Annotated in this window: 18 protein-coding genes; 10 read left to right on the forward strand and 8 right to left on the reverse strand. The window is 68.8% G+C overall.

What is annotated here, in order from left to right; translation table 11 throughout:
- Window positions 1–226 precede the first annotated feature (226 nt).
- Window positions 227–895 (forward strand): phosphotransferase, encoded by a 669-nt coding sequence (locus VV01_RS17130; protein ID WP_050670954.1) that lies wholly within the window; start codon window positions 227–229, stop codon window positions 893–895.
- Between the two features lie 32 nt (window positions 896–927).
- Here VV01_RS17130 and VV01_RS17135 read toward each other — a convergent pair whose 3' ends face one another.
- A complete protein-coding gene (locus VV01_RS17135; protein WP_050670955.1) occupies window positions 928–1,218 on the reverse strand; it encodes a YciI family protein in 291 nt (96 codons plus the stop codon).
- An 88-nt stretch (window positions 1,219–1,306) separates the two neighbouring features.
- Between VV01_RS17135 and VV01_RS17140 the strand changes: the two genes are divergently transcribed.
- Window positions 1,307–2,830 (forward strand): fatty acyl-CoA synthetase, encoded by a 1,524-nt coding sequence (locus tag VV01_RS17140; protein ID WP_050670956.1) that lies wholly within the window; start codon window positions 1,307–1,309, stop codon window positions 2,828–2,830.
- Window positions 2,831–2,866: 36 nt separating this feature from the next.
- Here VV01_RS17140 and VV01_RS17145 read toward each other — a convergent pair whose 3' ends face one another.
- Window positions 2,867–3,646 carry a fructosamine kinase family protein gene (locus VV01_RS17145; RefSeq protein WP_050671994.1) on the reverse strand — a complete coding sequence of 260 codons (780 nt, stop codon included), beginning with the start codon at window positions 3,644–3,646 and terminating at the stop codon, window positions 2,867–2,869.
- A gap of 30 nt (window positions 3,647–3,676) precedes the next feature.
- Here VV01_RS17145 and VV01_RS17150 point away from each other — a divergent pair, with 30 nt between their 5' ends.
- Window positions 3,677–4,681: a cation diffusion facilitator family transporter gene (locus tag VV01_RS17150; protein ID WP_050670957.1), complete on the forward strand. Its 1,005-nt coding sequence runs from the start codon at window positions 3,677–3,679 to the stop codon at window positions 4,679–4,681.
- A gap of 102 nt (window positions 4,682–4,783) precedes the next feature.
- On the opposite strand, the gene VV01_RS17155 is transcribed toward VV01_RS17150, so the two are convergent.
- The gene (locus tag VV01_RS17155) at window positions 4,784–7,150 is read right to left on the reverse strand and encodes an ATP-binding cassette domain-containing protein (protein WP_050670958.1); all 2,367 of its coding nucleotides are present in this window, start codon (window positions 7,148–7,150) and stop codon (window positions 4,784–4,786) included.
- A gap of 161 nt (window positions 7,151–7,311) precedes the next feature.
- Between VV01_RS17155 and VV01_RS17160 the strand changes: the two genes are divergently transcribed.
- A complete protein-coding gene (locus VV01_RS17160) occupies window positions 7,312–8,478 on the forward strand; it encodes a low temperature requirement protein A (RefSeq protein WP_050670959.1) in 1,167 nt (388 codons plus the stop codon).
- A 52-nt stretch (window positions 8,479–8,530) separates the two neighbouring features.
- Here the strand turns inward: VV01_RS17160 and VV01_RS17165 are convergent, their stop codons facing one another.
- Window positions 8,531–10,180 (reverse strand): PucR family transcriptional regulator, encoded by a 1,650-nt coding sequence (locus VV01_RS17165; protein ID WP_197275085.1) that lies wholly within the window; start codon window positions 10,178–10,180, stop codon window positions 8,531–8,533.
- Window positions 10,181–10,507: 327 nt separating this feature from the next.
- Here VV01_RS17165 and VV01_RS17170 point away from each other — a divergent pair, with 327 nt between their 5' ends.
- The 4 genes from VV01_RS17170 to VV01_RS17185 all read left to right on the forward strand — a co-directional run bounded on the left by VV01_RS17170 (window position 10,508) and on the right by VV01_RS17185 (window position 13,816).
- On the forward strand, window positions 10,508–11,674 hold the full coding sequence (locus VV01_RS17170; protein ID WP_050670961.1) for a glutathione-independent formaldehyde dehydrogenase: 1,167 nt from the start codon (window positions 10,508–10,510) through the stop codon (window positions 11,672–11,674).
- A gap of 1 nt (window position 11,675) precedes the next feature.
- The gene (locus VV01_RS17175) at window positions 11,676–12,245 is read left to right on the forward strand and encodes a type 1 glutamine amidotransferase domain-containing protein (RefSeq protein WP_050670962.1); all 570 of its coding nucleotides are present in this window, start codon (window positions 11,676–11,678) and stop codon (window positions 12,243–12,245) included.
- On the forward strand, window positions 12,242–12,544 hold the full coding sequence (locus VV01_RS17180) for a putative quinol monooxygenase (RefSeq protein WP_050670963.1): 303 nt from the start codon (window positions 12,242–12,244) through the stop codon (window positions 12,542–12,544). The genes VV01_RS17175 and VV01_RS17180 overlap by 4 nt, the downstream gene beginning before the upstream one ends.
- 141 nt (window positions 12,545–12,685) lie before the next feature.
- A complete protein-coding gene (locus tag VV01_RS17185; RefSeq protein ID WP_197275086.1) occupies window positions 12,686–13,816 on the forward strand; it encodes an NAD(P)/FAD-dependent oxidoreductase in 1,131 nt (376 codons plus the stop codon).
- A gap of 783 nt (window positions 13,817–14,599) precedes the next feature.
- Here VV01_RS17185 and VV01_RS17190 read toward each other — a convergent pair.
- Both VV01_RS17190 and VV01_RS17195 read right to left on the reverse strand, forming a co-directional pair.
- Entirely contained in the window at window positions 14,600–14,830 is a 231-nt protein-coding gene (locus VV01_RS17190) for a transposase (protein ID WP_050670965.1), read from the reverse strand.
- A 57-nt stretch (window positions 14,831–14,887) separates the two neighbouring features.
- Window positions 14,888–15,346 carry an MFS transporter gene (locus VV01_RS17195; protein ID WP_050670966.1) on the reverse strand — a complete coding sequence of 153 codons (459 nt, stop codon included), beginning with the start codon at window positions 15,344–15,346 and terminating at the stop codon, window positions 14,888–14,890.
- 8 nt (window positions 15,347–15,354) lie between these two features.
- On the opposite strand from VV01_RS17195, the gene VV01_RS17200 reads away from it, so the two are divergent.
- A complete protein-coding gene (locus tag VV01_RS17200) occupies window positions 15,355–15,744 on the forward strand; it encodes a MarR family winged helix-turn-helix transcriptional regulator (protein ID WP_050670967.1) in 390 nt (129 codons plus the stop codon).
- Between the two features lie 324 nt (window positions 15,745–16,068).
- Here the strand turns inward: VV01_RS17200 and VV01_RS17205 are convergent, their stop codons facing one another.
- Window positions 16,069–16,308, reverse strand: coding sequence for a hypothetical protein (locus tag VV01_RS17205; RefSeq protein WP_050670968.1), 240 nt, complete (start codon window positions 16,306–16,308; stop codon window positions 16,069–16,071).
- A 2-nt stretch (window positions 16,309–16,310) separates the two neighbouring features.
- Entirely contained in the window at window positions 16,311–16,823 is a 513-nt protein-coding gene (locus VV01_RS17210; RefSeq protein WP_050670969.1) for a hypothetical protein, read from the reverse strand.
- A gap of 109 nt (window positions 16,824–16,932) precedes the next feature.
- Between VV01_RS17210 and VV01_RS17215 the strand changes: the two genes are divergently transcribed.
- Window positions 16,933–18,219: an MFS transporter gene (locus tag VV01_RS17215; protein WP_050670970.1), complete on the forward strand. Its 1,287-nt coding sequence runs from the start codon at window positions 16,933–16,935 to the stop codon at window positions 18,217–18,219.
- Window positions 18,220–18,259: the final 40 nt, after the last annotated feature.

An 18,259-nucleotide genomic window follows, 5' to 3' on the forward strand; every position in this document is an offset into this window, starting at 1 on the left:
GGGGTCAGAAGGGCTGCCGCACCCGGCAAGGTGCACCCGAATTCCGTTGCGCGCCAGAGGTTCTCGGCAATCTCACAGGCAGATGCCGAAAGTTGTCCGGAGCCAGGCGAATCCTTGGATCACAGTCATGACGTCTGTCATGGACGCAGACCGGTCCCGTCGGCTAGATCGAGGCGAGCTCGTCGGTTCGGCCCCCTCGACGACGTCCTCGGCGTACGGTTCACGGATGCGTTTGCTGGCGTCCGGACGGGACGCGGACGTCTTCGAGGCCGGCTCCGGCAAGGTGCTGCGCCGCTATCGCGACGCCGCGATGGACGCCACGCCGGAGGCGGTCGTGATGCGTCACGTCCACGCCCGGGGTTATCCCGTGCCGATGGTGTACGACGTCGCCGGGCCCGACATCGTCCTCGCCCACGTGCACGGCCCGACGATGCTCGAGATGCTCATGTCGGGCGCGATGTCACCGGCCGACGGCGCCGCGATGACGGCGGACCTGCTCGACCTGCTGCACGCGATCCCTGCACCGGACGACCTCGTCGGTCCCTCGCGGGTCGCGGTCGAGCGTGCTGCCGACGACGTGGTGCTGCACCTCGACCTGCACCCCATGAACGTGCTGGTGGCGCCCGGCGGCCCGGTCGTCATCGACTGGTGCAACGCCCGACGCGGCCCGGCGGGTCTCGACCGCGCGGTGACCGCGCTGATCCTGGCCCAGGTCGCCTCCGGTGAGCTGGCCGGCCTCGGGCCGGGCGCCCGCGCGATGTTCGAGGCGCTGCTGGGGCTGCTCGGCCCCCTCACGCACGTCGACGAGGCGCTCGCCTATCGCGCCACCGACCCCAACATGTCGGCCGACGAGCGGGCCTCGCTCGACCGCGCCGCCGCCCTGCTCACGCCCTGACGTCGGTCGGCTCGGCCCTGGCCTGCGTCGGCTCAGTCCTCGACGAACGCCGCCGACTGCGACCCGAGGACCGGGTTGTACCCACGGATCTGACGCTCGGCGATCAGGCCCTCACGCTGGAACGGGTCCTCGTCCAGCAGTGCGACGACAGCGTCCTCGTCGTCGGCGCGCACGACGATCAGCGCGCCCGACGGGTAGTCCAGGAACGGCCCCGACAGCAGGACCTCCTCACGCCGACCGAGGAAGTCGCGGTGCGCGGGGCGGTGCTTGTCACGCCCCTGGTCGTCGTCGGTGTAGGTGTAGATCACTGCGAAGGTCGCCATGGCCGCGATCGTAGAGAACTCCCGGTCACCGTGCGCACTGCGTGATACGCATTGCTCACAGCACGCTCGAGACACCGAGGAGCCCGCGATGTCCGCACCCGCCCAGCTGCGCAGCAGCACCGTCTCCGATGTCGTACGCCGAGCCGCCGCCACCTTCGGCGACCGCGTCGCCGTCCGTTTCGCCGACCGGGAGTGGACGTACGCCGAGCTCGACGCGGCCGTCAGCCGTGCGGCAGCCCACCTGCTCGGCGCCGGACTCGAGCGCGGAGCCCGCGTAGCGGCGTACGGCAAGAACTCCGACGCCTACCTGATCGCGTTCCTGGCCTGCGCCCGTGCGGGGCTGGTGCACGTACCGCTCAACTACAACCTCACCGGGCCTGAGCTCGACTACCTCGTGTCGCAGTCGGGCAGCACGCTCGTGCTCGCCGACCCGGCGCTCGCCGACAACCTGAAAGACCTTGAGCACCAACCTGATTCGGTGATGCTGCTGCGCGACGGACCCGACTCGTTGGTCGACGTGGCTCGCGATGGCGACGTGCCGCCGATCGACGTCGAGGTGACCGACAGCGACATCGCACAGCTGCTCTACACCTCCGGCACGACGTCGAAGCCGAAGGGCGCGATCATGTCGCACCGCGCCCTGGTGCACGAATACGTCTCGTGCGTCATCGCGCTCGACCTGCACGCCGACGACGCGCCCCTGCACGTGATGCCGCTCTACCACTCAGCGCAGATGCACGTGTTCGTGCTGCCGGGCCTCGTGGTCGGGCAGACCAACACGATCCTCGAGACGCCCGAGCCCGGTGACGTGCTGCGCCGGCTGTCGTCCGACGGCCACCACTCGTTCTTCGCGGCGCCGACGTTGTGGGTGGCGATGGCCAATCACCCGTCGTTCGAAGGGCTTTCGTTCGAAGGGCTGGCCAAGGCGTACTACGGCGCGTCGATCATGCCCGGGCCCGTGCTCGCGAAGTGGCAGGCCGCAGCGCCGTCCGTCGGGTTCTACAACTGCTTCGGCCAGTCCGAGATCGCGCCGCTCGCCACCGTGCTGCGCCCCGAGGAGCACGCCGACCGCCCCGACAGCGCGGGCCGCACGATCCTGTTCGTCGATGCCCGCGTCGTCGACGGCTCCGGCCAGGACGTGCCGCCGGGCGAGCTCGGTGAGATCGTCTACCGCTCACCCCAGCTGTGCGACGGCTACTGGGACAAGCCCGAGGCGACCGCTGAGGCGTTCGCGGGCGGCTGGTTCCACTCCGGCGACCTGGTGCGCCGCGACGAGCAGGGCTACATCACCGTCGTCGACCGCATCAAGGACGTCATCAACACCGGCGGCGTCCTCGTCGCCGCGCGCGAGATCGAGGACGCGTTGTACTCGCACGACGACGTCGCGCAGGTCGCCGTGGTGGGCACGCCCGACGAGAAGTGGGTCGAGAAGGTCACGGCCTACGTCGTACGCCGGCCGGACGCCTCGGTCGATGCCGACGCGTTGATCGCCCACGCCCGGAAGTCGTTGGCAGGGTTCAAGATTCCCAAGGAGATCCACTTCATCGACGACCTGCCGCGCAACGCGTCGGGCAAGATCCTCAAGCGCGACCTGCGCGAGTCAGCCGGCTGATCCGGGCGAGCGTCGCCACCGCGAACGGTGGACCGGTCACAGGTAGTGCTGCACGCCCCGCATCGCCTGTCCGACGTACCCGCCCCCGAAGACCACCGCGTGCAGCAGGAGCGGGTGCAGCTGATGCAGCAGCACCCGCTCCTGCCACCCGTCTACGAGCGGCGCTACTTCGTCGTACGCCGCGAGAACCGTTGGCAGCCTTGGCGATCCGAACAGCTGCAGCATCGCCAGGTCAGCCTCGCGGTGGCCGCCGTGTGCCGCCGGATCGATGAGGACGACGCCGTCGGCGGTCCAGATCACCTTGCCCGCCCACAGGTCGCCGTGCAGCCTGGCCGGTGGTTCGCCGGTGTCGTACGCGGCGCCCCGCAGTCGGTCACCGAGACGGTCGACGAGCGCGAGGTCGTCCACGGTCAGAGCACCCCGGCGTACACCCTCGTGCGCCAACGGGAGCAGCCGCAGCTCGGCGTACATCTCACCCCACCGTTCGTACGCACCGAGCCGTAGTGGCAGCAGGTCGATGGAGGGGCCGAGCCAGCCGTCGCCGTCCCAGCCGGCCGGACCGCTGCCGTACGCCGGTGTGCCGGCCGTGTGCGTCCGCGCGAGGTCTCGCCCGAACGCCTCTGCGGCCGGCCTCGAGGGCGTGTCGACGGTGAGGCGTTGCAGGACCAGGTGGTCCGTGTCGGCGCGGACGACGTCGACGACGCGGGCCCCGGCAGCGGCGGCGAGCCAGCGCAGACCGGCCGCCTCCCAGGCGAAGTAGCCCGGCGGCGCGGCGGCCAAGGTCTTGACGAAGTGTGCGGCCTCAGGTGAGGGCATGCCGGCCATTGTGCGCATAGGTTGGCGATCATGAGCAGCGTCGCGCAGGACGAGAGCACCGACAAGCCGGAGCGTGAGGGCGGCGAGAGCATGCTCACGGTCCTGATCGCGTTCACCGCCAACCTGCTGATCGCGATCGCGAAGTCGGTGGCCGCGGCGATCACGGGTTCGGCGTCGATGGTCGCCGAGGCCGCGCACTCGTGGGCGGACGCCGGCAACGAGGTCTTCCTGATCATCGCCGAACGCCGTTCGGCCAGGCCTCGCGACGCCCGCCGGCCGCTGGGCTACGGCAAGGAGGCGTACGTCTGGTCGTTGTTCGCCGCCGTCGGCCTGCTGACCGCGGGTGCGGGCGTGTCGATCGTGCACGGCATCCAGGAGCTCGGCTCGGACGCCACCGCCGACAGCTACGTGATCAACTACGTCGTGCTCGGCATCGCGTTCGTGCTGGAGGGCATCTCGTTCCTGCAGGCCACCCGGCAGACCCGCGGCAAGGCGCAGGCCGCGGGGCTGCACCCGTTGGCGTTCATCAGCCGCACGTCCAACCCGACGCTGCGCGCAGTATTCCTCGAGGACGCCGCCGCGCTGACCGGCCTGATCATCGCCGGCGCGGGCGTGGTGCTCCACCAGGTGACCGGCAACGCCGTGTGGGACGCCATCGGCTCGATCGTCGTCGGCGTGATGCTCGCGGTGATCGCGATCTTCCTGGTCGACCGCAACCGGGCGTTCCTCGTCGGCGAGGCCATCAGCGGGCCCGTACGCGACCGCGTCATCGCCGCGCTGCTGCGCCATCCGGAGATCGAGCGGGTCACGTACCTGCACCTGGAGTTCGTCGGCCCGGAGCGGCTGTTCGTGGTGGCCGCGGTCGACCTCACGGGTGACTCGCCCGAGTCGGACCTGGCCGTGCGGCTGCAGAAGGTCGAGGACGTCATCGAGGGCCACGAGATGATCACGACCGCCGTACTGTCCCTGTCGCTGCCGACCGAGGACGCGCTCACGCCCCAGAGCGACAGCGCCGCCGCCGCCGACGTCCGCTAACGCCCACTCACCAGGCGAAAGGGACTGCTGCACGAACAGGTGACATCTGATCTGGCTTTCCCGCGCGGCAGCCTGACGGCACACCGGCCGCCCGCACCCAGCTCATGTCCGTTCGAGCCGCCGCGAGAGGTAGGGCGCGGTCGCGCTGCCCTCGGCCCTCGCGATGTCGGCCGGCGTGCCGGTCGCGACAACCCGACCGCCGGCATCTCCTCCGCCCGGACCGAGATCGATGACCCAGTCCGCGGTGGCGATCGCGTCGAGGTCGTGTTCGACGAGGACCACCGTGTTGCCGGCGTCGACGAGCCGGTGCAGCTGGCGCAGCAGCAGAGCGATGTCTGCGGGGTGGAGTCCGGAGGTCGGCTCGTCAAGCAGGTAGAGGGCATGGCCGCGGTGAGCGCGCTGGAGCTCGGTGGCGAGCTTGATGCGCTGTGCCTCCCCGCCGCTGAGCTCGGTCGCCGGCTGTCCAAGTCGCAGGTAGCCCAGACCCACCTCGCGAAGCGTCTGGAGGCTGCGTGCAGCGGCCGGTACGTCGGCCAGGAACGTGGCGGCGTCGTCGACGGACAGGTCGAGGACCTCCGCGATGCTCTTGCCGCGGTAGGTGATCTGGAGCGTCTCGGGGTTGTAGCGATCGCCGTGGCACGTCGGGCAGGGAGCGTAGTTGCCAGGCAGAAACAGTAGCTCGACGGAGACGAATCCCTCGCCCTGACAGGTCTCGCAGCGGCCCCCGGCGACGTTGAAGGAGAAGCGGCCGGCGCCGTAGCCGCGGGCCCGGGCCGCGTCCGTGGCGGCGTACAACTTCCGCACGGCATCGAACATCCCCGTGTACGTCGCGAGGTTGGACCGCGGTGTCCGGCCGATCGGGCGCTGATCGACCAATACCAGTCGGTCGAACGACTCACGAGCAGTCGGGTCCTCGGCCAGGACCTGGGTGACCAGGGTCGACTTGCCGGACCCGGACACCCCGGTGACGACGGTCAGCACGCACAGCGGGATATCGACAGACAGGTCGCGCAGGTTGTGGCGATGTGCGCCGGTCAGTCGCAGCCAGCCCTGCGGGGCCCGCGCATCGTGCACGAGCCGCTCAGCGCGACCGAACAGGTAGGCGCTGGTGACCGACTCAGTCAGGTCCTCCAGGCCCGCGACAGGGCCGCTGTGAAGCACTCGACCTCCGGCCTCGCCCGCACCCGGGCCGATATCGACGACCCAATCTGCTCGTCGTACGACGTCGAGGTCGTGCTCCACGACGAACAGTGTGTTGCCGGACGCCTTGAGGCGGTCCAGGACATCCAGCAGCGGCTCCGCGTCGGCCGGGTGCAGGCCGGCGAAGGGCTCGTCCAGGACGTAGACGACTCCGAACAGACCCGAACGCAGCTGGGTGGCGATCCGCAGGCGCTGCGCCTCTCCGGGCGACAGCGTCGTCGAGCTCCGTCCCAGGCTGAGATAACCCAGGCCCAGATCGAGGAGCACCTCGACGCGCGCGACCAGGTCAGTGCAGATCCGCGCCGCGACCTCGTCGGCACCCGCGGGCCGCTCAGCGACCGGACGCAGCAGAGCCACCAGCGCTGTGAAGGGCAGGTCGTTGACCTCGGCGATCGAACGCCCGAGAAAGGTCACCGCGAGGGCCTCGGGCCGTAGTCCACTGCCTTGGCAATCCGGGCAGGGCGCTTCCTCCACGAACCGCATGGCCCGCTCGCGCATCCGCTCGCTCGTGGAGTCGGCCAGCACGTGCATGACGTGGCTGCGTGCGCTCCAGAACTTCCCGTAGTAGCCGTGGTCGACGCGACCTGGTTCCGGCTCGATGAGCACCGAGGGCTGCTCGTCGGTGAACAGCAGCCAGTCGCGGTCCCGCTTCCTGAGACTGTGCCACGGCTTGTCGACGTCGATGCCGAGCCCCATCACGATGCTGCGCAGGTTGGCGCCCTGCCACGCGCCCGGCCAGGCGGCGATCGCCCCTTCACGGATGCTCAGTGACGGGTCCGGGACAAGCAGCTCCTCGGTGACGTCGTGGACGACGCCCAGGCCGTGGCAGCGCGGGCACGCGCCCGCGCTGGTGTTGGGCGAGAACGCCTCAGCCGCGAGGTGATCGGCACCAGCCGGGTAATCGCCGGCCCGCGAGTAGAGGATCCGCAGCAGGTTGGACAGCGTGGTGATGGTGCCGACCGACGAGCGTGAGGTGGCCGCGCCCCGACGCTGCTGAAGCGCGACCGCAGGCGGCAGGCCGGTGATCTCCTGGACGTGCGGGGCACCGACCTGCTGCAGCAGCCGGCGCGCATAGGGCGCGACCGACTCGAAGTAGCGGCGCTGCGCCTCGGCGTACAGCGTTCCGAAGGCCAGCGACGACTTCCCCGACCCAGAGATCCCGGTGAACGCCACCATCACGTTGCGAGGAATGTCCACGTCAATGTTGCGCAGGTTGTTCTCATTGGCACCGCGGACACGCACAAAGCCATCGGTCGCATCGGTGGTCACGTGCGGCCCCTGTTGGTCGTTCTCGGTTTGCTCTACAACAAAGTATCGCGTTCCCCGAAGAGTGCTTGAGACTCCCACGGCGAAACGGGCCCGCCCTCCGAAGCCCACTGTGAGTTGGTGTACGCAAGCATCAAGGTCGGCGAGTGGGTGAGGAGCACCGTATGCGTGACGATGATCTCGGCAATGCGGATGAGCAAGTAGCCGAAGACACAGCAGATCGGTCGGTCGGAACGCTGGAGTTGTTCTTCGACCTTGTCTTCGTCTACGCGCTGTCGCAGGTCACTGTCCTGATGCTCGCGGACATCTCCTGGGCGGGGTTCGGCCGCGGGATTCTGGCGCTCGTTGCTGTGTGGTGGGCGTGGGTCTGCTACGCCTGGCTGACGAACACCTCCGACCACGACGGACCCGGGCCTCGCCTGCTGCTCTTTCTCGCGATGGCGGCCATGCTGATGGCCGCGGTCGCGCTGCCGCAGGCGTTCGGCGCGCGGGCGCTGGTCTTTGCGCTTGCATTCCTGGCGGTCCGACTGATCCACGTCGTGCTGCTGGCTCTTGACGTGCGGGGCGAGGCGGACGTGGGTTCGGCCGCGCTGCGACTAGTCCCCACCCTGCTCGCCGGCCCGGCAGTGCTGGTGGCCGCGGCGTTCTTCGACACGCCAGAACGAGAGTTGCTGTGGATCGTGGCCGCGGTGATGGATCTGTCGGGGCCGGTCCTGGTCGGGACCACCGGTTGGAGCGTGACACCTGCCTACTTCGTGGAGCGGCACGGGCTGATCATCATCATCGCGCTGGGTGAGGCGATCGTCGGGGTAGGCGCTGGCGCCGAAGCCGCTCTTCCGCGCCCGAGTGTTGTGACGGCCGTCCTCCTCGCCGTGCTGATCGCGGCCGGTCTGTGGTGGTCCTACTTCGGTTATCTGCGCGGCGGTGCCGAACGACGGCTGCGCGGCACCACTGATCGGGAGCAGTCAAGGCTCGCGCGCGACTCCTACAGCTACCTGCATCTGCCGCTCGTGGCCGGGGTGGTGTTCTTCGCTCTCGGGGTGCACGAAGCAGTCGCGGCACCGGGGGAACCACTCCCCTTGTTGCCGGCCGTCGCCCTGGCCGGTGGCGTCGCGATGTTCTACGACGGCGACGTCGCCTACCGATGGCGCGACCACCACCAGCTCGCCACCGGTCGCCTGGTGGCCGCAGTGGGGGCTGCTTCGCTGATCCCGGTCGCGGTGGTGGCGCCTGCTTTGGCGGCGCTCGCCGGGCTAACCCTCGTCTGCTTGCTGCACACCAGCTGGGAACTCTGGCACCACCCGGCGATCGGCCCGGTCGACGACTCCTGATCATCCAGTGCCATCGCCGCGCAGACTCTCGCAACTAGGGCTTGGGACTACCTCACCGGACGGCGTTTCGCAGGGGCTCGCCGACGGAGGCACGGCGCAGTCGCCACGCGCGTGTCGCCAGGTGGAGGTTGAGTTGTGCCTCGACGTCGTTGAGGTCGTGGCCCGAGATCTCGGTGATGCGTCTGATTCGGTAGCGCAGTGAGTTGCGGTGGATGGTGAGCGTCGTTGACGTGTCGGCGTACTTGCCCCCGTGGTCAAGGTAGGCCGCTAGCGTGGGGACGAGCTCGGTGCCGTGGCGACGGTCGTAGCTCAATAGGTCGCCGAGCCAGTCCCTGATGAGGCGCTCGACTTCCTCAGCGTTGCCGTCGAGGGCGAGCAGCCGGTCTACTCCCAAGTCGGCGTAGGCGATGAAGCCATACGGATTGTGGGACTGCTGACGAGCCCTGAGTGCTCGTTGGGCTTGCTCATACGCACGTGGGATCTGTTCCGGCGAGTTGGCCGGCTCCCCCTTGGCGATCACACCGTTGGTGTCGCCGTAGGCGCGCGACAAGTCGTTGAACAAGCGGCCCATGTCGACACCTCTATGGGCGAGGGCGACGACCAGTCCCCGGTTCCGGACGACCAAGCAGGGCAGTCGCTGACTAGCCATGGCCATCCGGAGGTGATCGACGTCGCGGTCGTGCCCGCGGTGACCCCGCTCGGAGGACCATGCGCACACGATCAGGTCGTGCGGAACGCCAAGGTCGTGGCCCTGAGCGGATGCCCGGTCCACGGCAACGTCGGCCGGGAGCCCTCCAAGAAGGTCGTCGAGGAGGTCTCGACTCAGTCGGTTCTCCAGTTCATTCATCGCTGCGGCCTTAGCCCTCAGCAGCCACAGTGCGACGCCCGCGTACCGCAGAGCGAATGATGCGTCGTCTCGGTCTTTGTCCGGTGGCACCTCCAGTTCGATCGTGCCGAGTTCGGGGCGTCCGCCGATGACCTCCGCGAGCGAGGTTCGCTCGAGGACCGGTTGGTACCGGCCGGCAACCGTGATCCGGGTCGTCTCGTGCCCGAATCTGTCCCGCAGCACGACAGCGGAGCCAGTGAGCCGGCTGAGTGAGGTGGCCACGTCGAGCTCAGTCCCGGTCGTGGATAGTCGGGCGAACTCCTCAAGCACCCCCTCACGGTGCTGCAGCGCCGCGACGGTGCGCGCCATCTCGTTATTGGCTGCATCGAGTTCGTGGGCGCGTCGGCGGTGGCGCTCGTGCACCTGCGCGTCCGCGAGCGCCGTCCCAAGGAGATCGCCCAACCGTTCGATGACGAACAGTTGTTCGGGGTCGGGCCGGGCGGAGCTGCGAAGGACCAGTTGGCCCGGGGCGCCGTTCAAGACCACCACAGCCGTCGTCGACGTCCAGGAGTCGCCGTTGTCCTGCACGAATACCCGTTCACCGGTTGAGGGGCTCGGTTCCGCCGGCTTCGTTGGCTCCCCGGGGGGCAGGGTGATCCACTCCCGGTCCCGCTGGAAGGTGACGTGAACCAACTGGCAGCCGGTCACCGACTCGACCTCACGCTTCAGGACGTTGCTGACCTCGTCCACGTCGTGACGTTGCATCATCTCCATGGACATCACCAGCAGCCCATCGAGGCCGGTGAGGGCACGCCGCAGATCCAGCTCTCCGGTTGGCACAACGGTTCCGGTTGTGGCGGGCTCGTAGACGGTCATCTCTTGATCCCTGGCCGGCCCGCCCGGGATCCCCCTGTGCCGTAGGGACCCCACAGGTCGTCGCGCTGAGCGGCGACGCCTCGGTACATGCAGCACGGATGTATCCCGGGATCCAGTCCGAGTCCGTGAGAGCTCATCGGTCCTCATCAACTCGGGGGCAGCGTCGCGCTCACCGTACCCCTTGCCCAGCGCACCCACCCGCGGGGAGTTGTGCACTCGAACCAAATCATGCCCCGGGACTTTGGCTTGGTGCGCCCATGACTTCTTGGTGGTCGGCGACGAGTGTGGACTGATCGGAGTCACCGACGCAACGATTGGAGATTCGCCATGAAGGCTGTCGTCTATCAGGGACCCAAAGATGTCGCGGTCACGGACGTTCCGGACGCCGAGATCGAACGGCCCACCGATGTGCTGGTCAAGGTCACAACGACCAACATCTGCGGCTCGGACCTGCACATGTACGAGGGGCGGACCTCCTTCGAGAAGGGCCGGACGTTCGGCCACGAAAACATGGGAGAGGTGGTGGAGGTCGGCAAGGGAGTAGAGAAGTTCAAGGTGGGCGACCGGGTCGTGCTGCCCTTCAACATCTCGTGCGGGTTCTGCAAGAACTGCGAGCGCGGGCTCACGAACTACTGCCTGACGACGCAACCTGACCCGTCGACCGCCGGTGCGGCCTACGGCTTCGCCGAAATGGGCCCGTACGGCGGCGGGCAGGCAGAACTGCTTCGGGTGCCCTTCGGCGACCACAACGCGCTGCGCCTGGGTGAAGACGCGCAGGACAAGGAGAACGACTACGTCATGCTCTCCGACATCTTCCCCACCGGCTACCACGCCACCGAGATGGCCGGCGTGATCCCGGGCGACAGCGTCGTGATCGCCGGGGCCGGCCCCGTGGGACTGATGGCCGCCCTGTCCGCGACGATCAAGGGTGCCGCGAAGGTGATGGTGGTCGATCGCCACCCCGACCGGCTCGCGCTGGCCGAGCAGATCGGAGCGATCGCCATCGACGACTCCAAGGTCGACCCCGTGCAGGCTGTGCTGGACGAGACCATGGGGCTCGGAGCCGACCGTGGCTGCGAGTGTGTCGGCTACCAGGCCCACGACCCTGAGGGCAACGAAGACCCGGCTGCCACCTTGAACATGCTCATCAACTCGGTCCGGTTCACCGGCGGGATCGGCACCGTCGGCGTGTTCGTCCCCGAGGACCCGGGGGCCAAGGGCGAATTGGCCAAGCAGGGCAAGGTGGCCATCGACTTCGGCACCCACTGGTTCAAGGGACAGACCATGGGCAACGGTCAGTGCCCGGTCAAGAGGTACAACCGCCGGCTGAGAGACCTCATCGCGGCTGACAAGGCGAAGCCGTCCTGGATCGTCTCCCACGAGATCTCGCTGGATCAGGCTGCCGACGCCTACAGGAACTTCGACTCCAGGTCCGAGGGTTGGACCAAGGTCGTCATCAAGCCCGGCATGTCAAACGGAAAGAAGGCCAACTGATATGGCAGCAGATCTTCAGGGCAAGAGGGTCGCGATCCTCGCCGCCGACGGCGTCGAACGCGTTGAACTCGAGCAACCCCGCGAAGTACTGGACCGCGCGGGCGCTCAGACCGAGGTCCTCTCGATCCACGACGGCGAGATCAAGGCCCGTAAGAACGACTTGGATGAAGCGGGCACGTTCACCGTCGACGGGCTGGTCGCCGACGCCTCGGTGGGCGACTACGACGCCCTGCTGCTTCCCGGCGGCACGGTTAACCCCGACCAGCTCCGGGTCGACGAGGGCGCCGTTTCCTTCGTCCGCGACTTCGTCGAGAGCGGCAAGCCAGTGGCGGCGATCTGTCACGGGCCGTGGACGTTGATCGAGGCCGGCGTGGCCGCGGGTCGCACCCTGACGTCGTACCCGAGCATTCGCACCGACCTGCGCAACGCCGGCGCCGACGTCGTCGACCAGGACGTGGTGATCGACAAGAATCTCATCACCAGCCGCTCGCCGGAGGACCTGCCGGTGTTCTCCGAGGCGATCGTGTCCCAACTCGCAGGCACCGCGACAAAGGAAGAGGAGAAGTCATGAGTGTGACCAAGGGATTGCTGGTCAGGTTTGACGCGTTGCCCGGCCAGGAGGACGAGGTGAAGGAGTTCCTTGACAGCGGTCGTGCGCTTGTCGAGGACGAGCAGGCGACCACCGCGTGGTTCGCGATCCGCCTCGGGCCGACCTCGTTCGGGATCTTCGACGTGTTCCCCGACGACGCCGGACGTGACGCCCACCTGTCCGGCCCTGTTGCGGTAGCTCTCGGCGAGCAGACCGGCACGTTGTTCTCCGAACCGACGATCGAAAAGCTCGACGTACTGGGCTCCAAACTCCCCGCCTGACACCACAGACCGGGAGTAGTGGCCCAGACGGGAGGGGTCGCTGCACGCGGTGACTACGGGCTTACACAGCCCGCTGACGTCGTGGCAGCGGCCCCTTCTCTTGCGGCCTATCGCACATCACCAAACGATTGAGTAACCGCGATGACAGGAACTGACGACGGCATTGCCACGACGCGCTCACCCGAGGTAGCAGTGATCGGGGGCGGGATCGTCGGTCTGTCGACCGCGTACGCGCTGCGAGAGCAGGGCGTGCCGGTGCGCTTGTACGAGGCCGGTCTGCCCGGAACGGGTCAGTCCGCAGGCGAGTCGCGGATCTTCCGGCACGCCCACGACGACCCGCGACTCGTCGCTTTCGCGCGCGAAAGCCGCGGCATATGGGATGAGTGGGCCGAACACTTCGACGTCGAGCTGGTCTCATCAGACGGTGTCGTGGCGCTCGGCGACAGCGCCCTGGCGCGGCTGCGGGTGCTCGACCAGGTCGGCGGCGTGGAAGCGCACGAGATCGATGCAGCCGAGCTCGCCCAGCGAATGCCGCTGCTCGCTGGGTACTCGGGGCCAGCGGTGCTCGACGAGTCGGGCGGCGCGATCCGCACCCGCACCGCGATCACGGCACTCGCGGGTGCCCTCGCAGATGCCGTCACCACCGCAGAGGTCATCTCCATCGATCCCCGCGCCGATGGGACCGTCGAGGTGCGCAGCGTCACCGACCGGGCTGTCTACTCCAAGGTGGTCGTGTGCGCCGGCCGCGAAACCGCCCGCCTGGCCCGCAGCGTCGGCCTGTCGCTGCCGGTTCGCCTTGCCGCACACGTCCGGCTGACCTTCGACGTGAAAGCCGCCGCCCCGGCACGAGTCGCGTGCCTGCAGGACAGCAGCGGCGTCTTCGGCGAAGTCGGCGTGTACGCGACGCCGCTACCGGGCAACAGCAGTTATTCGGTCGGACTCAGCGAGACCGTCGGCGTCCGCGACGACGGGACGTTCATCGACCCTGCGGCGATTCGATCACTGGACGAACGCGCGCGCGAATACGTGACACGGGCGCTGCCCGGTCTCCACCCAGAGCCGCGCGACTTTCTTCACTGCTGGGTGACCGACCTCCCATGGAGCGAGGACGGCGTGGCCGTGTGGGAGGAAGGCTCTATCATTTTTGTGGCCGGTCACAATCTGTTCAAGCAGGCACCTGCGCTGGGTCGCGCTCTTTCCCGGGCTGCGACAGGTGAAGGTCTCGCCGCCGAGCTCGAGCCGGGGGCGCGCCTGGGTGAACCACAGCAATAGGATCCCGATCCATTCGACGTAGCAACCACGGGTCTTTCTGTGCGCGGCAGCCGACTGGCAAGGGCAAGCGTAGGTTGAGGTATGGATCAACAAGACCTTCCCTGTCACCCAGTGCACACCCCGCCCGCTCATCGGCATGAGCGTGCACAAGGGAAGCGGCCGCGGGGGAGTGCCGGCGCCTGTAGCTCTCGCCGTGCCCGGGATGCGACGAGGGCTCCGGCGACGCCGGAGCCCTCGTACTCGAATCTGTTGAGCTCGAGCTCTACGTGCACAAGTGACTACAGGTCGTAGTAGTGATCGACGCACCCATGCTGAACTGCGCAAACGCGAGTTCGGCTGGCGCTGGGGCGTCCGTGAGGCCGCACGTTGCCGAGTTCAGCTCGGGACCAGGGCGGTGACCTTGGCCAGGTCGTCGGCGTGCAGGTCGCGCTCGACCTCCAGGTCGTAGTCGGTCTGGATGTTGATCCAGAACCGGTTGCACTCGACCATAGGAGACACCCGGGTGCCCGTTGCGTCGCAGCAGAGCAGTCATCTTCCGCCGCCCGTACAAGCCCTCTGGGCGTCGGTGGTAGCGGCCGGTGACCGGGTCGAGCACGAACGCCAGGGTATGGATCGCGTTCATCAGGTAGGCCATCGCCAGCACCTGCGCGCTGAGCGCGCCGGCCCCGGCCCGCGACTTGCGGTAGGTGCGGGCGGCGACCTGCAGGCCCTGCCCGCGCAGCACCTCACAGACCGACTCGACCGGACGCCCGTCCTGCTCCTGGGTGCGGATGAAGTCCATGATCATCGGTTGCGGGGGTCGAGCTCCCCCGCGAAGAAAGTCGCTGCCGAGCGCAGGATCGCGTTGTCGTCCTCCAGTCGGCGAACCTTGGCCTTCAACGCCTTGATCTCCTCCCGCTCATCAGAGGACAACCCCTCCCGAGAGCCAGCATCGACCTCAGCCTGCCTGGCCCATCCGCGCAACGTCTCCTTGGAGATCCCGAGCTTGGCCGCGGGATCGAATTTCTTCGGCATACCAGCATCCGTCCTGACCAGAAAAGATGCGGCACAGATTCACGAACGCTTCAAACGCTAGGCGGCGGTGACCAGCTCGGCGGCCGGCGTACGACGGTCGGCTCGCTCTGCGCGTACGGCCAGTCCCAGCACGGCGAGGCCCGCGAACGCGAAGCTGGCGCCGACCCACAGCGGCGAACCCCAGCCGAACCCGGCCGAGATCGCCAGGCCGGACACCCAGACGCCAAGGAAGTTGCCGAGGTTGAACGCGGCGATGTTGGCGGACGAGGCCATCGTCGGGGCGTGCGCGGCATGGTTGAGCACCCGCATCTGCAGACCCGGCACGGTGCCGAACCCGAAGAAGCCCATCGCCACGAGCAGCGCCACGGCGGCCACCTTGCTGTCGGTGAGCAGCGCGAACGCCACCAGCACCACGCCGAGCGCGAGCGCGAACCCGACCAGCGTGCGAGTGAGGGCGCGGTCGGCCCAGCGACCGCCGAGCAGGTTGCCGGCGAACAGGCCGACGCCGAACAGCACTCGCCGCACTGCACGGAGTCATCGGGTCGGCGCTCGAGAAGGAGCTGATGCGCACCAACTCGCTGTCCGTCGTGGAGTTCACGGTGCTCGACGCGCTCTCACGTCAGGACGGCTGGCACATGCGCATGTCACAGCTCGCGCGCGCGACGGCCCTGTCCCCCAGCGCCACGACACGCCTGGTCAACCGGCTCGAGGACCGCGGTCTGCTCACCCGCGTGCTGTGCGCCGACGACCGGCGCGGCATCTACACCGAGCTCACGGCCAAGGGGCGCAAGCAGTACGACAAGGCGCGGCCGACGTACGACGCCGTGCTCGAGCAGGCGCTCACCGACGCCGCCGGGCTGCCCGAGCTCGCGCCACTGGTCGACTTCCTGCACCGCACACCGGCCCAGGTCTAGCCGAGCCCCTGATTGCTCGACCAGCGGTGACGAACGGCGCTGGTGGTTCAGCCAGAGACGGCGGGCCATCAGTCGCCATGGGGTCTCCCAGGAACGTCAACATCGTTGCGGTCGAACGTCAACGGTGTTGACGTTGCTGGGCAGGGTCTGTGCCAGCCGAGAACCCGCTGGTTGAGCCGGTCGAGCGCGTGGCATCGAAGGGGAGAATCTGCCCCCGCTGGTTGAGCCGGTCGAGCGCCCCGGCGCGAGACCGTGTCGAAACCGAGGCGACCGCGAGGGAGAGTCCGCGCCCACCGCGTGATCCGGATGCCGACGCCCCGGACGTCAGCGGATCGCGTCGACGGTGTTCTTGGCCTCGAGCAGGCTCAGCCCCGGATGCGCCTCGCGCAACGCCTTGATCGCCTGGACCTGCTGGCCCTCACGCGCGAGAGCGGCGACGTGATCGGGCACGGGCACGCCGTCGGGCAGCTCGACACCGGTCACCCGCGCGATCTCGGCCAGCTGGGCTTCGAGCACCCGTACGCGGTGCTCGAGCGCCGCGACCTTGGCGGAGGACGTCCACATGCTCAGGCCTCGCGGCGGGTCTGCTCGGCCGACTCCTGCCCAGCGCCCTCGCGCCCCGCCCGCCCGGGGAGCACCCGCAGGTTGGGGCGTCGCATCGCGGGCTTGCGCAGACGGCCGGCGAGTCGGCCACGCGAGGCCGCGACGGGCGGCGTACGGCTCTCGAGCAGGGCGCGCGCCGCGGGCACGGCGGCCCGCGGGTAGATGCGACGGCTGAGGTCGGCGTGCATCAGCAGCTTTGAGATCGGGACGTTCATCTTGGGGTGGGTGGCCACCGGCAGGTCGCCGGTGAAGACCACCCACACCTGCTTGTCACCGTGGAACACCCGCAGCGCCGAGCCGTTGACCAGGCTGGTGGCGTGCTGCAGCGCCTGCCGCTTGGTGCCGGCGCGACCGAGTGAGCCGGCCGTCGCCGCCTGCGCGGGACCTCGGCCGTAGCGCGCCGCCTGGTAGGCCACGGGTCCGTACTTCATCCCGAGGCGCAGGGCGCTGGTGAGTGCTCTGGTCTTGCCGGGCATGGGTCCTCCTGATCGCGGTGCTCGGCCCCAACCCTAGGCACCCGACGCTGCGGATGCAGAAAGATGGACCGCTGCGACGTGCCCGGCCGCGCGCGCATAGCCTCCCGATGTGGCCCTCCTGCTCGACATCACGCCGCTGCGCGTCAACCCGTCGTACCGCCGTCTCTACACCGGCTTCACCCTCAGCGGTATCGGCGCGCAGCTGGCCACGGTGGCGATCGGGCTGCAGGTGTACGACATCACCGGCTCGACCTTCGCGGTCGGCATCGTCGGGCTGTGCGCGCTGGTGCCGCTGGTCGCGATGGGCCTGTACGGCGGTGCGCTCGTCGACGCCCACGACCGCCGCAAGGTCGCTCTGATCGCCGGGCTCGTGCTGTGGGCCGGCTCGATCCTCAACACCGTGCAGGCGGCGCTCGGCAACACCCACGTCGGCGTGCTCTACGCGCTGGTCGGGGTCTACAACGCCGGCTTCGCGGTGGTCAGCCCAGCACGTTCGGCGATCTATCCGCGGCTGCTCGACCGAGCGCTGCTGCCGGCGGCCAACGCCCTGTCAGTGGCCGCCATGAACATCGCCATGACCGTCGGCCCGCTCATGGCCGGCGTGCTCGTCGACTGGGGCGGCTACGTGCTGGCGTACGGCATCGACGCGCTCCTGTTCACGTTCGCGATCTGGGGGCTGCTGCGCCTCGAACCCATCCCACCCGAGATCGACCCGACCGCGAATTCCGGTGTGCCACAACGGCGTCCGGGTCTGTCGTCCGTCCTCGACGGCCTGCGTTTCCTCGGCACCCGGCCCAACGTGCGCATGACGTTCCTCGCCGACTTCTGCGCGATGATCCTCGCCCAGCCGCGCGCGTTGTTCCCCGCCGTCGCGGCGCTGTCGTTCGGCGGCGGCGCCAAGACGGTCGGCATCCTGTCGGCGGCCGTGGCGGTCGGCGCGATCATCTCGATGGCCGTGTCCGGGCCGCTCGGGCACGTACGCCGGCAGGGCCTGGCCGTCGTCGTCTCGGTCGCGCTCTGGGGCGTGTCGATCGTGGGGTTCGGGTTGGCGGTGGCGGGCGCGGGCGGCGTACTCACCTCCGACCAGGCCCTGTGGCTGGGCGCTGTCGCTCTCGCGTGCGCGGGCGCGTGCGACTCGGTGTCGGCGGTGTTCCGTACGACGATCCTGCAGTCCGCGACACCCGACCACCTGCGCGGTCGGCTGCAGGGCGTGTTCGTCGTGGTCGTCGCGGGCGGGCCGCGCCTCGGCGACCTGCTCGCCGGCTCGGGCGCCACCCTGTGGAACGAGGCGACCGCGGCCGTGGTCGGCGGCATCCTGTGCGTGATCGCCGTGCTGCTGCTCGCGTCGTGGCAGCGCGGCTTCCTCCGGTACGACGCCCAGCACCCGACCCCCTGACGCGCCCGCCGGCCCGGCCGAGGCATCGACAACCCCAGCC

The organism is Luteipulveratus halotolerans (assembly GCF_001247745.1).
Classification (GTDB): domain Bacteria; phylum Actinomycetota; class Actinomycetes; order Actinomycetales; family Dermatophilaceae; genus Luteipulveratus; species Luteipulveratus halotolerans.

Bases quoted from the DNA above. Each gene is read 5' to 3' on its own strand.
- VV01_RS17130 (WP_050670954.1), top strand. From the start codon at position 227: ATGCGTTTGCTGGCGTCCGGACGGGACGCGGACGTCTTCGAGGCCGGC.
- VV01_RS17135 (WP_050670955.1), bottom strand. From the start codon at position 1,218: ATGGCGACCTTCGCAGTGATCTACACCTACACCGACGACGACCAGGGG.
- VV01_RS17140 (WP_050670956.1), top strand. From the start codon at position 1,307: ATGTCCGCACCCGCCCAGCTGCGCAGCAGCACCGTCTCCGATGTCGTA.
- VV01_RS17145 (WP_050671994.1), bottom strand. From the start codon at position 3,646: ATGCCCTCACCTGAGGCCGCACACTTCGTCAAGACCTTGGCCGCCGCG.
- VV01_RS17150 (WP_050670957.1), top strand. From the start codon at position 3,677: ATGAGCAGCGTCGCGCAGGACGAGAGCACCGACAAGCCGGAGCGTGAG.
- VV01_RS17160 (WP_050670959.1), top strand. From the start codon at position 7,312: ATGCGTGACGATGATCTCGGCAATGCGGATGAGCAAGTAGCCGAAGAC.
- VV01_RS17165 (WP_197275085.1), bottom strand. From the start codon at position 10,180: ATGACCGTCTACGAGCCCGCCACAACCGGAACCGTTGTGCCAACCGGA.
- VV01_RS17170 (WP_050670961.1), top strand. From the start codon at position 10,508: ATGAAGGCTGTCGTCTATCAGGGACCCAAAGATGTCGCGGTCACGGAC.
- VV01_RS17175 (WP_050670962.1), top strand. From the start codon at position 11,676: ATGGCAGCAGATCTTCAGGGCAAGAGGGTCGCGATCCTCGCCGCCGAC.
- VV01_RS17180 (WP_050670963.1), top strand. From the start codon at position 12,242: ATGAGTGTGACCAAGGGATTGCTGGTCAGGTTTGACGCGTTGCCCGGC.
- VV01_RS17185 (WP_197275086.1), top strand. From the start codon at position 12,686: ATGACAGGAACTGACGACGGCATTGCCACGACGCGCTCACCCGAGGTA.
- VV01_RS17190 (WP_050670965.1), bottom strand. From the start codon at position 14,830: ATGCCGAAGAAATTCGATCCCGCGGCCAAGCTCGGGATCTCCAAGGAG.
- VV01_RS17205 (WP_050670968.1), bottom strand. From the start codon at position 16,308: ATGTGGACGTCCTCCGCCAAGGTCGCGGCGCTCGAGCACCGCGTACGG.
- VV01_RS17210 (WP_050670969.1), bottom strand. From the start codon at position 16,823: ATGCCCGGCAAGACCAGAGCACTCACCAGCGCCCTGCGCCTCGGGATG.